The organism is Micromonospora sp. L5 (assembly GCF_000177655.2).
GTDB classification, from domain to species: domain Bacteria; phylum Actinomycetota; class Actinomycetes; order Mycobacteriales; family Micromonosporaceae; genus Micromonospora; species Micromonospora aurantiaca.
In genome coordinates this window covers 4,629,575-4,644,194 of the sequence record NC_014815.1, presented here as the reverse complement: position 1 = coordinate 4,644,194, position 14,620 = coordinate 4,629,575, and the positions used below count along the sequence as shown (strand labels likewise).

The following is a 14,620-nucleotide window of genomic DNA, read 5'->3' as shown; positions in this document are numbered from 1 at the left end:
AACCCTCGCAAGGAATGGCCGCGGATCACCGCGGACGACGGTAGAACGGAAGAGGGACGATCTCGACCGGCTCGGTGGCCCCCCTGATCTGCACGGCCAGCCGGATGCTGTCGCTGGTGCCAGCACGGATGCTGGCCATCGCGATCGGCCGTTTGAATGTGGGTGAAGGGGTGCCGCTTGTGATGAGGCCGACCGGATCAGCACCATGGCCGTCGTCGGTCAGCGTCACCACCTGCTGGCCCGCTCGGGGAATTCTCTGCCCGGACGCGACGAGGCCGACGAGCCGACGGGTAACGCCGCTCTTGTGGGCCTCGGCCAGCGCGGCTCGTCCGACGAAGTCGCCTGGTTTGACGAAGGACACCACCCGCCCCAGCCCGGCATCGAACGGGGTGACGTCACGGCCGATCTCTGCGCCGTACAACGGCATTCCAGCCTCGATGCGGAGGGTGTCGCGGCACGCCAGCCCTGTGGGCGTCAAGCCGTGACGCCGACCGGCCACAAGCGCTGCTTCCCACGTGCGCACCGCGTCTTCGGCGTGTACGAGCAGTTCGAAGCCGTCTTCGCCGGTGTAGCCGGTACGAGCGACGACGGCTGGACGACCGTCGATGTCCAGTAGCGCTGCGGTGTAGTAGCGGAGCCGGGTGAGTCCCGTACCGGTCAGGGCTTCCACGATGGGGGCGGCGCGCGGCCCCTGCACCGCGATGATCGCCCGCTCGTTCGTGCGGTCGGCGGCCCAGGCCGCGTAGTCCGCACAACGGGTCCTGATGGCCGCATGTACGACGCGTGTGTTGATGGCGTTGACGACCAGCAGGTACCGGTTCGATGCGAGGCGATAGGCAACGAGGTCGTCCAGCACCCCGCCGGCGGCGTCGCAGAGCATGGTGTAGCGCGCGCCACCGATCGGTACGGCAGACAGGTGCCCGACCAGAGCGTAGTTCAGTGCTGTCGGGGCCTCCGGCCCCGATACCTCGAGCTGCCCCATGTGGCTGAGGTCGAAGAGGCCGGCCTGTTCGCGTACGGCGCGGTGCTCAGCGAGCTCGCTTCCGTAGCGAAGGGGCATCCGCCAGCCGCTGAAGTCGGTGAATCGAGCTCCGTGTTCTATATGTGATGCATGCAGAGGTGAGCGGAGCAGAGCCGCAGGGTCCTGGTACACGGGGGCGCTCCTCGTCCCGACGCACGCGGCGTCGAACGGTCGGTTGCCTCCCGCTCTGTCATTGACCTGAGAGCTTCACCGCTGCGTCAGCGGCTTGCACCGTGGGTGAGACGACGGTCGTCTGCTTTCCAGAGTCACCTCGCCTGCACGGTAATGGGGCCTGAGAGTTTCTTGGGAGTTTGCTCCTTCGGCGCTCCGAATGAACGGAGTCTCTCCCGTGCAGGTTCGAATGGTGTCTATGTAGTTGTGGGCCATTCGCAGGTTAGGTGACGGCACATACCGCGTCAACATCATCCTGCCCATAGCTGATGCCTATATATCGCCGTCGGATCGCTACGACGCTGCGGGATGGGCGTGGGGATTGGCCCGCCACCATCGGGCGAAGGCAGCGTTGTCGTTGACGTGATCCAGGTAGGCCCGGGTGATGGCCTGGAACAAAGCGCTGCTCTGTGCAGAGGTCAGCGCATCGCGCCGCCAGACGACCATCAGCCTGGCCAGCAACTGCGGCTCCCCGCGCAGCGGCAGCACCCGAGTCCCGGCGGCCGGGGCCCAGGTCGGGTCGACCAGCCGGACACCGTCTCCGGCGGCCACCAGTGGGTGCGCGGCGCCACTCGGCGCTTCGTACCGGATCTTCGGCTCGAAACCTGCGGCGCGGCAGGCCCGTCGCAGCGAGGCGAGTGAGCCGTCGTCCGGCCCCGGCGGACACACCCACGATTCGTTTCTCAGGTCGGCCAGCCGCACCTGCTCGTGGTGGGACTGCGGGTGGGAGGCGGACATGGCGACGAAGATCGGGTAACGGGGGATCAGTGGCCGGCTGGTGAGCGTGGGACCGATCGGCAGCTCGAAGCCCTCAAGGATGCCCAGCAACGCGGCATCCAACTGGCCTCGGGTGAGCGCCTCCACCAACAGTCGCGAGGACGGCTCTATCTGCAGCGCGATCTCCGGATCCGGGAACGCTTCCGCGACGTGGCGTACGAGGCTGCCCGCGCAGGCGATGTGGACGGTGCCGAGTCGGAGCAAACCTGGAATGGGGTGCCGGTCGCCGAAGTCCTCGACGAGCGCGTCGACCTCGGCCAGCACGACGCGGGCGCGCTGGAGCACCTGCTTGCCGAGTTCGGTCGGTTGCATACCGGTACGGCTTCGGACGAACAGCGGCCCACCGACCGTCTTCTCGATCCGATGCACCTGGGCCGTCAGCGCGGGCTGTGACAGGCCCAGGCGGGCGGCGGCGCCGGTCACGCTTCCGGCCTCGGCGATGGCACTGATCGCCCGCAGGTGGCGCACATCGATGCCCATGACCGAGATTATGCACGCGGCCGCAGGCGGCGCGGCGGCCACAGGCCAGGCGGGCGCGCCGCCCGGCAACTCCCGCCGGGCGGCGCACTCATACCCATCACATGTGGTTCAGTAGCGCGTGCTCACCGTGGTGCCAGAGCAGGCGGTCTTCCCGTAGAGGCTGATGTAGTGGTAGCCGGCGGCCGGGCTGGGGATGGCCAGCGACTCGGTGTTGCCGGCCCCGGCGGAGGAGCGGGTGGCGTTGCTGGTGGTGGCCCAGCTCGACGGACTGTAGTAGAGATCGCAGTTGCCCGTGCCGCCGGCCACGGCAATGGTGAGGGTGCTGACGCCGGCGGGCAGGTAGATGTACAGGTAGTCGTAGTTGCCCGCGGTCGCGGAGCGTCCACTGCGCTGGCAGTTGCGGTCGAGGGTACGCGTGTCAGTGCCGCTGCATTCCGGCACGGTGGTGCCGCCACCCGTCGTGACCGAGATCGTCTGGGACGATCTCGCGGTCGCCCCCTGGTTGTCGGTGACCGCCAGCGAGACGGTGTAGGTGCCGGCCGCAGCGTAGGTCTTGCTGGGGTTGACGGCCGACGAGGTGCTCCCGTCCCCGAAGGCCCACTGCCGGGAGGCGATGCTGCCGTCGGCGTCCGAGGACCGGTCGGTGAAGGTGGCGGTGAGCCCACTGGTCGCCACGGTGAACGAGGCGGACGGCGGCTGGTTGGTCGGGGGCGGCGTGGTGCTCCCGCCGCAATCCCCTGCCGCGCAGCGCGTCAGCCAGGCGTCGAAGTCGGCGTCGTAGCGTGAGCCGATGGTGCTGGTGAGGTACGTGCGGGCGGCGTTGAATGCCCCCGATCGGTAGTATCCGAGCACTGTCGTCATGTCCGGCCGATGGGACTGCATCATGTACCGCACGGCCAGATAGCCCCAGTTGTAGATGCGCGTCTGGTCGTTGTTGTAGGTGGTGTCGAACAGCGTGCGCAGCGCATAGGTGTGGTTGCCCGCCTGGCTCTGGGCACTGGTGTAGGTGACGTTCCGGTAGGAGTAGGAGACGTACTCGGCGAAGCCTTCGATCCACCAGATGGTAGGTGTGGTGATGTTGGCGCTGAAGTCGCCGTACATGTTGAACCGGCCATCGAGGTAGTGGGTGTACTCGTGGTTGAGGTTCCAGATCTGGAAGGCCGGCCGGACCCACTCGGCTTCGTAGGCGATGAACCTTGCCTGGTTGTTGGGGTCCGACGGGTTGCCCTCCAGGTACATGCCACCGTTGTTCGTATCGATGCCGTAGATGGCGCCCGCGTAGGTCTGGTAGTCGGTGCTCGAGTTGAAGACGACAACCTCGATGTCGGTGTTGACATCGCCTGCCACCGGCCCGCTGTCTGCGACCAGGCTGTGGAAGTAGGCGTCCTGGCCCTTCAGGCTGGTGCAGGACTGGCTCAGTTCAGCCGAGGTCATGTCCTGCGCGACGATCTTGATCGACGGGCTGCATGTGTAGTTGATGGTCAGGACAGAGCTGGTCAGCTGGGCGGAGAGGTTGCAGGTGGTGTAGTAGGAGCAGTTGGCGACGTCGTATGCCTGGGTCATCTCCGCGACGCCGACCCAGAGCGGCGCGGTCGGGCCGGTCATGTTGCTTCGCGAGAGAAGCGCCGACGCCATCGGCCGCACGATGGGCTTGAGCGGGGCGTGCTGCAGGAATCGTCCGAGTTCCCGGCCCGCGTTCGACGTGAGGTAGCCGTTGTCGGTGCCGAGAAGACCAGCGTGGGTGTTCGCGAAGTTGTACAGGTTGTCGAGCACGGTGCGGTCGGCCTGCACGGCGGAGACGAACGCGGGCACCTGGTGGCCTCGGAACAGCACCGTGTAGACGTTGTTGACCGCGTTGAGCATGTACCAGGACGAGGTGTACGACGAGTTGAAGCCGGTCAGGAGCCGGTTCACCACGAACAGGTATCGGGCGTTCTCCTGTGCGCTGTCGATGAGCGTCACCGCCTCCGCCAGGGTCTCACCGTTGGCGTCGGTCACGTCCCAGGCGCGTGGGTTCGCGAAGAAGGCGTCGAGCGCTGAGCGGATCGCGGTCTGGAGTGCCGGCCCGTAGGTTCCGACGCTCGTGTCGTACCACTGCACGTAGTAGCCGGCCCGCAGGTAGAGAACGAGCTGGGGCATGCCGGTGGAGGGGTTACCCGGGTAGCCGGGCGAGCCGTCGCGCACCGCGTACGCGACGCTTGCCATCTGCGCCTCGCGGAAGGCGTTGTAGGCATCGCTGCCGGAGAGGCTGAACAGGCTGTTGATGCAGTCGACCGTGGACCCCTTGATCTGGCTGACCAGCGCCGACCCCGTTCGGCTGGTGAAGTCTGCGGTGCTGCAGGCGGCAGCGGCGGCGCGAGACCCGGCGTCCGACGGCCGAGCGCGTCGCTTCGGGGTTGCCGGGCGGTCGTAGTCGACACGGGCGGCGTCCTTCGCGGCCGGCTGCGGCGGGCGCTTGTGTACGGGGAGCGCCTGCTCGCTCACATGGTCTACCCGGTCCTTGCCCCGAACAGTCGCATTGCCCGCTGCCGGCGGTGCCGCATCGGCCTTCCTGGCCTGCTGCCCGGGTGGCACGGGCCGCGCCGAGTTCGCGGCGGCCGGCGGCGCGATGACGCCGCAGGCGAGCGTCAGCGCGGTGAGCACGCCGATCAGCTGACCTAGTCTTCGCCGCAATGGGTGTCCAGACATGCTCTCTCCTCATGGGCGAGGGTGTGATCCAGCAAAGGCGCTGACGCACTTCGATGGATGCTTGGGGGGTGGACGCTAGCCAGGCGGCTCCAGCGGCCACAACGAGTCCACAGCGGGTGGTCAGGGTGGCCCGCCTGGGCCTTACCGGAACCTGTGAGCGATGCGTCGAGGGTCGTCGGATCGATCAGGCGACGTGATGGACAGATGACATGAAAGCGGGCGGTCCGGTCGTGCGATCGTCCAGGTGTTCACGATTCAGACACCGGACGGCAACCATGGCGACCATCTTGCTCATCGACGAAGACCATCGCTATCGGCGGCTACTCGGCGATCAGTTGACGCGCTTCGGTCATCTGGTCACCGAGATCGCCCTCCATGAGAGCGGGCGGACGTTGTCCGACCTGACCTGCCACACCCACCGGAGGCCGGATGTCGTGATCGTGGACCCGGTCGTGCCGGCGGTGGACGGGCTGCTGCTGATGCGCCTGCTGTGTGTCGCGTCCCGCCGCCCGGTTCTGGCACACAGCATCAGGAGTATCGATGATGACGTCGTCCGCATGCTGCGCGCCGGCGCAGACGGATTCCTGCCGAAGCCGTGTCCACCCGCGGTGGTTGACGCCTCCGTCCGCGCTCTGCTGCGCCGGGTTCCGCCGGCACCGCCTCCGGCGCCGTCCGAGGTCGGCGCTCTTCGCATCGATGTGGCAGGTCACAGCGTCTCAGTGGACGGACGACCCGTGGCGCTGACGCGTACCGAGTTCGAGCTTCTCGCCTATCTCGCGGAGCACCCCGGCCGGGTGGTGCCACGGTCGCAGCTCCGGACGAGGATCCGCGCGGAGGGCCTGCCGTCGGCGGCGTCCCTGGACGTCCTGCTGTCCCGTCTGCGGCGCAAGCTGGGCGAGCGCTCGACAGGCACGAAATACCTGCACACCGCTCGGGGGCGGGGAGTCTCGTTGCGACCGGTTCCGGCGCGGGAGCAGATCACGCAGACATCCGGGAGCGATGCGGCGCGTTGATCGCCGATCGTTCTGGGCCGCGCCGCGGCGCACTTCATGGAGGACCGCGATGCGTTGCGGCAAGGGACGTGGTCCGGCGGGCCGTTACCAGACGAAGCAGCATGACGAGGGACGAGTGTGATGTCATGGGGAAGATCGGTCATCGGCCCGCCGAGCGACAACTCGCTTACACGTTCGGGGGTCGGATACCAGTCGCGCATCTGCGCTCCGGTGACGTGCTGGAGGTGTACACCGAGGACTGCTTCGGTGGCCGGCTTCGCAGTGCGACCGACCTGTCGTCCTGGATGTTGGAGACGCCGCATCTGAATCCGGTCTCCGGACCCTTCCTGATCGAGGAGGCCGAGCCCGGTGACACACTCGCCATCCACATCGTCTCGGTCGTTCCCGCGCGAGACTGGGGGGTGTCGTCCACGCCTCCACACATCGGCGCGCTCGGAACCGGTGTGCGAGCGCTCGCGCTTGGCGCACCGGTCGAGGCGCGGGTCTGGTTCTACGAGATAGACCGTCGGGCTGGAACGGTCCGGTTCCAGTCGACGAGAACGGACCATGCAGTGGACCTGCCGCTGGCGCCGACTATCGGCACCATAGGCGTGTCTCCCGGGAGACTCGAGGCTCGGTCCACCATGGTGCCTGATTTCTACGGCGGGAAGCTCGACATCCCCGAGGCGCGTGCGGGCGCGACCCTGTACCTGGGTGTCAACGTTCACGGGGCGATGCTTGCGCTCGGTGACGGCCACGCTCGCCAGGGGCACGGCCAGGCCTGTCCGGCCGGTGTGGCGATCGCTACCGTCACCACTGTCGCCATTGAGGTGATCAAGGGATGGCAAACCAGCTGGCCACGGTTGGAGACCGACCTCGATCTCATGTCGATCGGCTGCGCCCGTCCTCTCGATGACGCCTATCGAATAGCTCACCAGGATCTGGTGAGCTGGGTCGGATCCTTGGCGGGGCTGGAGATGCTGGACGCTCATCAGCTCGTCTCGCAGGCAGGGCGGACGGCCCTCGGCAACGTGCGCGACGCGAACTACACGCTTCTCGCCGCGATCGGGAGACGGCTGGTCCCCCATCCTGCTGCCGCGTACGACGACGCACACGATCGGCTCAAGCGGACCGCCGCCTCGGCGGGATAGCGGTCGTCGATCCCTCCACGCACCGGGGCGTGCTTGCTGGTCGATGAGAGTGCTGTTCGTCGTCGCGAGGCGCCGTCAGACAAGCTGTTGGGTGCCTCGACCAGCGCGGCTGGAAAACGGGGCTCTCCATCGCGAACGTCGAGTAGGTGCCGAGGATAACCTCGAAGAGGCGGTCGGCCTGTTCGGCACTCATGCGACGGCGATGCCACCAGAGCGTGAGGTGCATGCGCAGCGGTTCCCCGGCGAGGGGAACGACTGCGACTCCCGGACCGCCATGGGAGGTCGGCTCCACCAGCTGAACGGCGCGTCCGGAGCCGACGAGCTGCCGCCCGCCGCCGCTAGGCACGTCGAACTGGATTCGCGGGGTGAAGCCTGCCTTGCGGGCCGCCTGCCAGAAGGCGGACAGGGAACCGTCCTCTCCGCCGGGCGGCCTGATCCATGCCTCTTCTTTGAGCCCTTCCAGGGGGATCTCCCGAAGACCCGCCGCCCGGTGGGCGCTGGAGACAGCGACGTACACCGGGATTGCCGACGCGAGCACCCGCTCACCTAGTTCCTGCGGGAGTGGAATCTGATGGGACTCCGCAATCGCCAGCACCGCCACATCGAGGTCCCCGTGCACCAGTCGCTGGGCGAGCCTCAGGCTGGACGGCTCGACGCACATGGAGAAAGAGATATCCGGGAAGCTCGTCTCCAGACAATGGAACAGAGACGAGACGCACTCCATGTGCACCGATCCAAATCGGATCGTGCCCGCCGGGCCGGCGATCTCTCCCCCCAACGCGTCCATTTCGGCGACCAATAGGCGGGCTCGTTGGAGGAACTGCTCTCCGAAGGTGGTGGATCGAGCGCCACCGCGCCCGCGCTGGAATATCTGATGACCGACCATCCGTTCGACACGCTGAAGCAGGGTCGTGACGGAGGGCTGCGAGATCCCCAGTCTGGATGCTGCTTTCGAGATGCTTCCGGTATCGGCGATCGCGCAAACGACTCTCAGATGCCGGATTTCCAGATCCATGCGTGCACCCTATCCATCCGGGTTCAGGCCGGGTAGTCGCTACTCCCCCGTCCTCGCGCGAGGTCATGTCGTCAAGAAAGCGTCGCAGTCTCGGTGGCAATGGCGGGCGGAAGCTTCACGAGCATTCATGAACCGTCATTGGGCTCGTGGTGGTGACCGGCGGCTACGGCTCACTGGGGAGAGGCCAGCGGGACGGCCCCGCTGCCCGAGATATCCGTCGTGGCGTCACGGCCTTCACCGCGAGGACCGGGCAGGAGACCCGGAGCAGGATCTCCTGTGCGGTCGAGCCCAGGATCAGCTTGCCGATCGGGCTTCGATGCCGGATTCCGATGACTACCAACGACACATCCTGCGCCTCGGCGAGATCGGCTATCTCCTCGGCGGCGTCCCGACCCTGCATGAGCTGCCTGATCGCGAACGGCACCCCGGACGCGGTCAGCTCGCGGGTCACCGCGTCCAGGTCGGGCTGCTGAGCGAAGCAGGGATCGACGTAGGCATCTCCCCGCGAGGTGTTCACCACGAGCACCGGCTCGTCGCGGAATCGCGCTTGTCCGATCGCGGCCTGCAGGGCCGCCATTCCCATCGGGGATGGAACGTATCCCACCAGAACGGTCACCCTGTCACCATCCTTGCACGCCGGCGGAGGACGAACCGCCGGACCAACGGCCAGAAGAGCACCACCAGCACGGTGGTGTAGATCAGACCCGACACCCAGCCACCCAGCAGCCCGTGCCACTCTCCACCGGACAGCTGCAACGCCCGGCGGCCCTGCAGTTCGGCGCGCGGAGCCAGGATCACCCCGACGATCAGCGGCAGGATCGGCAGCCCGAACCGGCGCAGGCCGAAGCCGAGCAGGCCGAGTACGAGCAGCAGGAAAAGGTCGAACGGCTGTGCGTTGACGGCGTACGCGCCCATCGACGCGAAGAAGAGGATGCCGGCGTAGAGATACGGTCGAGGAATCCGAAGCAGCCGCGCCCAGGCGGGCGCGAGCGGGAGATTCAGCACCAGCAGCAGCAGATTCCCGACGAAGAGGCTGGCGATGAGCGTCCAGACCAGACCCGACTCCCGCTCGAAGAGCAGCGGGCCGGGTTGGATGCCGTACTGCTCGAAGGCGGCCAGCATCACCGCGGCGGTGGCGTTGGTGGGCAGGCCGATGGCGAGCATCGGTACCAGCGTGCCGGCGGCGGACGCGTTGTTGGCCGCCTCGGGGCCGGCAACGCCTTCGATCGCTCCCCGACCGAACTCGTCCCGGTGCTTGGACAACTTCTTCTCGGTGGCATACGACAGGAACGTGGGTATCTCAGCGCCACCCGCGGGTAGCGCCCCGAACGGGAATCCGTAAGCGGTGCCGCGCAGCCAGGGCTTCCAGGACCGGCGCCAGTCGTCGCGGCCCATCCACGGCCGGCCGACCGGGATCACCTCGGCCGGACGGCGTCGGAGGTGCGCGGCGATCCAGAGCGCTTCGCCCACGGCGAAGATCCCGACAGCCACCACAACCACGTCGATGCCGTCTGCGAGCTGCGGCACACCGAAGGTGAGCCGCTGTTGACCGGTCACCCTGTCGATCCCCACCACTCCGATGACCAGGCCGATCAGCAACGAGGCGAAACCGCGTACCCGGGAGGCGCCCAGCACCGAGGTGACGGCGACGAACGACAGCAGCATCAGGGCGAAGTAGTCCGGCGCGCCGAGGCTGACCGCGAACCGGACCACCGGCGGGGTGATGACCACCAGCAGCAGGGTGGCGATGGTTCCGGCGACGAACGACCCGATCGCGGCGGTGGCCAGCGCCTGCGCTGCCCGGCCGGCCTTGGCCATCTTGTTGCCCTCGATCGCGGTCACCACCGACGAGGACTCACCGGGAGTGTTGAGCAGGATCGACGTGGTCGATCCGCCGTACATTCCGCCGTAGAAGATGCCGGCGAACATGATGAAGGCCTGGGTGGGCTCCATGCCGTACGTCACAGGCAGCAGCAGCGCCACTGTCATCGCGGGGCCGATGCCCGGTAGTACACCGACCGCGGTGCCGATGGTGACACCGAGAAGCGCGATGAGCAGGTTCATCGGCGTCGCCACGTGGGCGAACCCGTCGAGAAGCGAATGGAGGTTCTGCATCTACAGGACTCCTCGCAGCACGCCGGCGGGCAGGTTGACGCCGAGCCCGATGGCGAATGTGTAGAACGTGATGAGCGAGAGCCCCACGGCGATCAGCAGGTTCCGGACGTGGCTGCGGCTGCCGAGCGCGAACGCCGTACCCCAGAAGAGCAACGCGCCACTGATCACCCAGCCGAGCGGCTCGATCAACACTGCGTTGGTCAGGAACGCCGCGACGAGAAGCAGGACGGTGCGCCAGTCGACAGGAGTGGCCAGGTCGACGTCCTCGCCAGCCTCCGGCTCACCGACGCCGCCACGAGCCACATCAACGGCGTAGACCACCGCGACGACCATGAGCAGCGTTCCGAGCAGGATCGGCACCGGCCGTGGGCCGAGCGGGTCGGTGCTGCTCACCGCCTGACCGATCTGGGTCGCGTCGACGACAACCATGACCCCGACCAGCGCCAGGAAGACGCAGACGACGTACTGTGCGCGGTCCGGCTTCGACGCATCCGCTGCGGAACGCGGCGCGTCGTCCGCTCGTACCGCGTCCGACGGCTCGGGCGCGGGCTGGATCGGGATGTCAGACAACGCCGGGAACCGAGACGGCGAACCGCCGTCCCGATCCGATCGGCTCGGCCGGCCGGTCATGCCAGGCCGAGCTGCTTGAGCAGGTCAGCCACCGACTTGTCCTGCTGGGTGAGGAAGGCGGCGAACTGATCGCCTGTGACGAACGCGTCGGTCCAGCCCCGCTTGGTGAGCTCGGTCTTCCACTCGGCGGAGTCGTGCATCCTGGTCAACGCATCGATCCACAGCTTCTTGTCAGCGTCGCTGATGCCGGGCGGTGCGACGATGCCCCGCCAGTTGGTGAAGACGAGGTCGATACCTGCGGACTTCAGCGTCGGTACCTCCGGAAGCGCGTCGACCGGCGCTTCGCTGGTCACCGCGAGAACCCGGAGCTGCCCGGCCTCGACCTGATCGAGGAACTCCCCGAACCCACTTGCGCCGAAGGCCACCTTGCCTCCGAGCAAGGCTGGCAGTAGCTCGCCTCCGCCGTCGTACGAGATGTAGTTGACCTGTCGCGGGTCGATGCCGATGGTCTTGGCCAATTGCATCGGCAGCAGGTGGTCGGGGCCTCCGGGAGACGAGCCGCCGCCGACAGCGAGGCCCTCCGGGTTGGCCTTCCAGGCCGTGACCAAGTCGTTGATCGTCCGGTACGGCGAGTCCTTCGGCACGACGACCGCGCCTGCTTCCTCGATCATTTTGGCCAGCGGGGTGGTATCGGTCAGAGTGGCCGACGACTTCGAGGTGTACGAGGCGCCGACCACCCCCAGCCCCATCTGCATCGCAAGCTTGCCGTTGCCCTTCTCGTTCACGATGCGCTGCAGTCCGACCGTGCCGCCCGCTCCGGGCAGGTTGAACACCTGCACGCCAGCGGCGATCTTGGCATCCTCCATCACCTTCGCCGCCGTGCGGGCCGTGGTGTCGTATCCACCACCGGGGCTGTTCGGCACCATGATGCGTAGACCGGTGATCGGCTTGCCGTCGCCGCCCACGCCCGCCTCGCCCTCTTCTGCCGTGGCGCCGCAGCCCACCAGGGCAAGCGCCATGGTTACGGAGACGCCCACGAGTAGCGCATTTCTTCTGGTTGCCATCATGTTTCTCTTCCGTTTCGATTCAGACCGGCGGCAAGATGATGACCCCGACGCAGGGTCCCCGTCTGCCTTGTGTCACCAGCGGAAGTTGAGGTCGTTGTGGTCGCGGTCATGCCTCGGCGTCGTACGCTCGCCGGGCAGTTGCTCGCTCTCCAACTCGCGATCATCGTCGTGGTGCTCGCAGCGGTGGCGGCCGTGTCGCTGGCGCAGTCGGCGGCCACCTTCAACCGGGTCGAAGGCCGCCGTGTTGCTGCCCTCGGCGAACAACTCGCCGGGAACCCGCTGCTACGGGACCGCCTCGACCGGCCGGCGCCCGGGGAGACGATCGCGTCCCTGGTGCAGAACCTGCCGGTTCAGGCAAACGTGACCACCGTCAGCGTCGCCGATGACAGCGGACAGATAGTCACCTCCACCAACCCAACGCTTGTCGGCAGCCTCATGGTGCTCGGTGATCCGAGGGTCGCCGGCGGTCGAAGCTGGTTCGGTGAGCTGGCGGTGGGCGGAACACGCGAGCTGGTGGCACAGGTGCCGGTCCTGGGCGACCGCAAGAAGGAGAACCTCGGACGGCATCTGGGCGTGGTGATGGTCGGCGAGGCACTTCCGTCCTGGTGGCAGCGACTGGTCGGCGCTTCGTCCTACCTCTTCACCTACCTCGGCATAGCCAGCGCCCTCGGAGTGCTCGGATCATGGCTGCTGGCCCGGCGCATCAAGCGGCAGACCCTCGGCCTCGAACCGCGGGAGATCGCCGGTCTGGCAGAGCACCGGGAAGCGCTGCTGCACGGCCTAGCCGAAGGGGTCATCGCGCTCGATCCGCAACACCGGGTCACGCTGGTCAACTCTGTCGGCCGCCGATTGCTCGACCTGCCCGAACATTGCCTCGGCCGCAGCCTGTCGGAGCTACGGATCGAGGGCCGGCTACGCGACGTACTCACGGGGGCGGGCAGCGCCCGGGAGACGCGGGACCAGGTCGTGGTGCGGGGCGGCCGGGTGCTCGTGATGAGCCGGATGACGGTGAACAAGGACGGCCGGCGGCTCGGCTCGGTCACCACACTGCGGGACCGGACCGAGCTGGCCCGCCTGGAGCAGGAGATCGGTTCCTTTCGCAGTACCACCGAGTCCCTGCGCGCACAGACACACGAGTTCGCGAATCAGCTGCACACCATCTCCGGGCTGATCCAGATCGGTGAGCACGAGGAGGTGGTCCGGTATGTCGAGGCGCTCAGCCGGCATCGCGCCTCCCTGGACCTCGCGGTGACGAGCCGGATCCACGACACTGCGGTGGCAGCTCTGCTCACGGCCAAATCGGCGGTCGCCGCCGAGCGCCGCGTGGAACTGCGGATCTCTGAGCGGACCAGGTTGGGCCGGCTGGACATGGCGGTATCAGCCGATGTGGGTACGGTGTTGGGCAACCTCGTGGACAACGCCGTCGAAGCCGTCGCAGGAGGCCGGAATGTCTCCCCCGCGGACTCCGGCGCCTGCCCGGACATCAACGGCAGGCCGGGCGCCGGAAACCAGTGGGTAGAAGTCGAGTTGCGTCAGGATTCCGCATCGATCGAAATCGTCGTCCGCGACTCGGGGCCGGGGATCGCTCCCCGACTGGCGCAGGAAGTGTTCGCCCACGGTTTCACGACGAAAGCGGCAGAGGGCGGTGAACGGGGTATCGGCCTCGCGCTCACCCGCATGGTCTGTCACCGCCGCGGTGGTGAGGTCGCAGTGACGAACACCGAGGAGGGCGCGATGTTCACCGCGCGAATGTCGGTAGCGCCGCTGGAGGCAGGGCCGTGATCGACGTGCTGATCGTTGATGATGACTTCAGGGTGGCCCGGATCCATCGCGGTTTCGTCGAACGGCTCGAAGACTTCCGGGTCGTGGCAACCGCGAGCACCGGGGAAGAGGCAATCGCCGCGGTGGAGCAGTTGCGCCCAGACCTGGTGCTGCTCGACTTGTACCTTCCGGACATGTTCGGCCTCGACGTGGTCGCCAGGCTGCACACCGCCGGGCATGACTGCGATGTCCTCGTTATCAGCGCTGCCCGGGAGAGCGACAATGTACGCCGGGCGGTGCGATACGGCGCGGTCAACTACCTTCTCAAACCATTCAGCTTCGAGGAACTGCGGGGCAGGCTCGAGCAGTATGCCGCGCGGCGCAGCACTCTCTCGAAGAGCATGGTCTGCGACCAGGGGGATATCGACCGGGCGCTCACGTCGAGCAGCCCGATCACCGGCTCGTCCGCTCTCCCCCGCGGCCTCAGCCCAGAGACTGCCGGACTGGTGGAGGAGATCCTCCGGAAGCAAGCGGGAACCCTCTCCGCCGCCGAGTGTGCGCATCAGATCGGCATCTCCCGAGTCAGTGCCCGCCGTTACCTCGAACACTTCGCCGTAGTCGGCCGGGCCGCAGTAACACTCAGGTACGGAAACACCGGACGGCCGGAACGCCGTTACCGCTGGACGGTCCGTTCTGGATCTTGAAAGGTCAACTCGTTCATTGCAACTCGGCCTGTCAGCGTGGTCGTCACCGTTAATCACCGCGGGCCCGGGTGATGGGGCATTTCGATGAGGTGGGTTGTCCGCGCGGTG

Annotated in this window: 12 protein-coding genes and 1 riboswitch; of the genes, 4 read left to right on the top strand and 8 right to left on the bottom strand. The window is 67.2% G+C overall.

What is annotated here, in order from left to right:
- Positions 1-25: 25 nt before the first annotated feature.
- The 3 genes from gcvT to ML5_RS21735 all read right to left on the bottom strand — a co-directional run bounded on the left by gcvT (position 26) and on the right by ML5_RS21735 (position 5,092).
- Positions 26-1,153, bottom strand: coding sequence for a glycine cleavage system aminomethyltransferase GcvT (gcvT, locus tag ML5_RS21745; RefSeq protein ID WP_013476186.1), 1,128 nt, complete (start codon positions 1,151-1,153; stop codon positions 26-28).
- A gap of 138 nt (positions 1,154-1,291) precedes the next feature.
- A riboswitch (glycine riboswitch) is annotated at positions 1,292-1,381 on the bottom strand.
- Between the two features lie 105 nt (positions 1,382-1,486).
- Positions 1,487-2,449, bottom strand: a complete 963-nt coding sequence (locus tag ML5_RS21740) for a LysR family transcriptional regulator (protein WP_013476185.1) — start codon at positions 2,447-2,449, stop codon at positions 1,487-1,489.
- A 108-nt stretch (positions 2,450-2,557) separates the two neighbouring features.
- The gene (locus ML5_RS21735; RefSeq protein WP_236619261.1) at positions 2,558-5,092 is read right to left on the bottom strand and encodes a collagenase; all 2,535 of its coding nucleotides are present in this window, start codon (positions 5,090-5,092) and stop codon (positions 2,558-2,560) included.
- 320 nt (positions 5,093-5,412) lie between these two features.
- Here ML5_RS21735 and ML5_RS21730 point away from each other — a divergent pair, with 320 nt between their 5' ends.
- Positions 5,413-6,150, top strand: a complete 738-nt coding sequence (locus ML5_RS21730; protein WP_013476183.1) for a response regulator transcription factor — start codon at positions 5,413-5,415, stop codon at positions 6,148-6,150.
- Positions 6,151-6,251: 101 nt separating this feature from the next.
- Positions 6,252-7,280 carry an acetamidase/formamidase family protein gene (locus ML5_RS21725; RefSeq protein WP_236619260.1) on the top strand — a complete coding sequence of 343 codons (1,029 nt, stop codon included), beginning with the start codon at positions 6,252-6,254 and terminating at the stop codon, positions 7,278-7,280.
- On the opposite strand, the gene ML5_RS21720 is transcribed toward ML5_RS21725, so the two are convergent.
- The 5 genes from ML5_RS21720 to ML5_RS21700 form a co-directional block, all read right to left on the bottom strand.
- Positions 7,252-8,295: a LysR family transcriptional regulator gene (locus ML5_RS21720; RefSeq protein WP_013476181.1), complete on the bottom strand. Its 1,044-nt coding sequence runs from the start codon at positions 8,293-8,295 to the stop codon at positions 7,252-7,254. The genes ML5_RS21725 and ML5_RS21720 overlap by 29 nt on opposite strands.
- A gap of 163 nt (positions 8,296-8,458) precedes the next feature.
- The gene (locus tag ML5_RS21715; protein ID WP_013476180.1) at positions 8,459-8,911 is read right to left on the bottom strand and encodes a universal stress protein; all 453 of its coding nucleotides are present in this window, start codon (positions 8,909-8,911) and stop codon (positions 8,459-8,461) included.
- On the bottom strand, positions 8,908-10,410 hold the full coding sequence (locus tag ML5_RS21710; RefSeq protein WP_013476179.1) for a tripartite tricarboxylate transporter permease: 1,503 nt from the start codon (positions 10,408-10,410) through the stop codon (positions 8,908-8,910). The genes ML5_RS21715 and ML5_RS21710 overlap by 4 nt, the downstream gene beginning before the upstream one ends.
- On the bottom strand, positions 10,411-10,980 hold the full coding sequence (locus ML5_RS21705; RefSeq protein WP_236619259.1) for a tripartite tricarboxylate transporter TctB family protein: 570 nt from the start codon (positions 10,978-10,980) through the stop codon (positions 10,411-10,413).
- Between the two features lie 56 nt (positions 10,981-11,036).
- On the bottom strand, positions 11,037-12,017 hold the full coding sequence (locus ML5_RS21700; RefSeq protein ID WP_232236797.1) for a tripartite tricarboxylate transporter substrate binding protein: 981 nt from the start codon (positions 12,015-12,017) through the stop codon (positions 11,037-11,039).
- Between the two features lie 168 nt (positions 12,018-12,185).
- Here ML5_RS21700 and ML5_RS21695 point away from each other — a divergent pair, with 168 nt between their 5' ends.
- Positions 12,186-13,829, top strand: a complete 1,644-nt coding sequence (locus tag ML5_RS21695; RefSeq protein WP_236619258.1) for an ATP-binding protein — start codon at positions 12,186-12,188, stop codon at positions 13,827-13,829.
- A complete protein-coding gene (locus ML5_RS21690; RefSeq protein ID WP_013476175.1) occupies positions 13,826-14,512 on the top strand; it encodes a response regulator in 687 nt (228 codons plus the stop codon). Before ML5_RS21695 ends, ML5_RS21690 begins: the two co-directional genes overlap by 4 nt.
- The last annotated feature ends 108 nt before the right edge of the window (positions 14,513-14,620 follow it).